This is a genomic window from Ancylomarina longa (assembly GCF_003996985.1).
Lineage (GTDB): Bacteria > Bacteroidota > Bacteroidia > Bacteroidales > Marinifilaceae > Ancylomarina_A > Ancylomarina_A longa.
This window is the reverse complement of record NZ_RJJX01000113.1, coordinates 1-737: the sequence shown is the minus strand read 5'-3', so window position 1 is coordinate 737 and position 737 is coordinate 1. Positions and strand designations below refer to the sequence as shown.

Below are 737 nucleotides of genomic sequence, written 5' to 3'. Positions count from 1 at the left end.
ATTTCATACGCTTCGTCTGCCCACCAAGCAGGTTCGCAGTCAAGTAACTCATYCCCGATCTCCGCTAAGAATCCATAGTCCAACTCCTCCGTGACGCGCCCGCCGAGCATTTCAACTATTGCCTCGAGCTCGCCGCGCCTCTCGCCGGGAAAAGTCAGATCAATATCATCGTGCTTGCGTGTTACACGCCCTAGCCGTGCATCGATCGCCCAGCCCCCACCGATCCAGAGCGGCAGATTTCGCTCATCTGCCGCAGCTAGAATTTGGTGTATCAATGCGACCTGCGTTGTGTCCATGCGGCCTAACATAGTAAGCCCTCCCAGAATGTCAGTAATTAGACTATTAATTGAATTGTTACATCCAATAGTGAGCTCCCAGTGATTGTCTTAACTATCCAACCTTTCGATTGGATGGGGCAGAGCACCATTATTCTGTTTGAATGCGGTGTTAGTGTCAACTAGGTTCTTTATTTCTTCAAGGAGTTTGAAAGTGCTAAGTATTTTTACTTTACTTTGTTCCTCAATATAAATTTTTTTAAGACCATTTAGCAGCTTGTATTTGGATATTTTGGATAGGAGAATGAATAAGGTTGCGKTATTGATTCTTCCCCCTTTTAGATKAAGTAAACGGTTTTTTTGCAGTATTGGAATATTTCTATATTCTGTTAGTTGATCTTTTAAGTCATCAGGAATTTTCATTTCGTAAAAATTATATTTTTTAGAACAGTCTAATATCGA

2 protein-coding genes are annotated in these 737 nt (G+C 42.2%); both read right to left on the bottom strand.

Annotation, left to right across the window (positions count from 1 at the left end; translation table 11 throughout):
* Positions 1-296 (bottom strand): nucleotidyltransferase domain-containing protein (locus DLK05_RS16605; RefSeq protein WP_369073582.1); only part of this gene is annotated, 296 nt, incomplete at its 3' end.
* A 90-nt stretch (positions 297-386) separates the two neighbouring features.
* Positions 387-737 (bottom strand): hypothetical protein (locus tag DLK05_RS16600; RefSeq protein WP_209319941.1); only part of this gene is annotated, 351 nt, incomplete at its 5' end.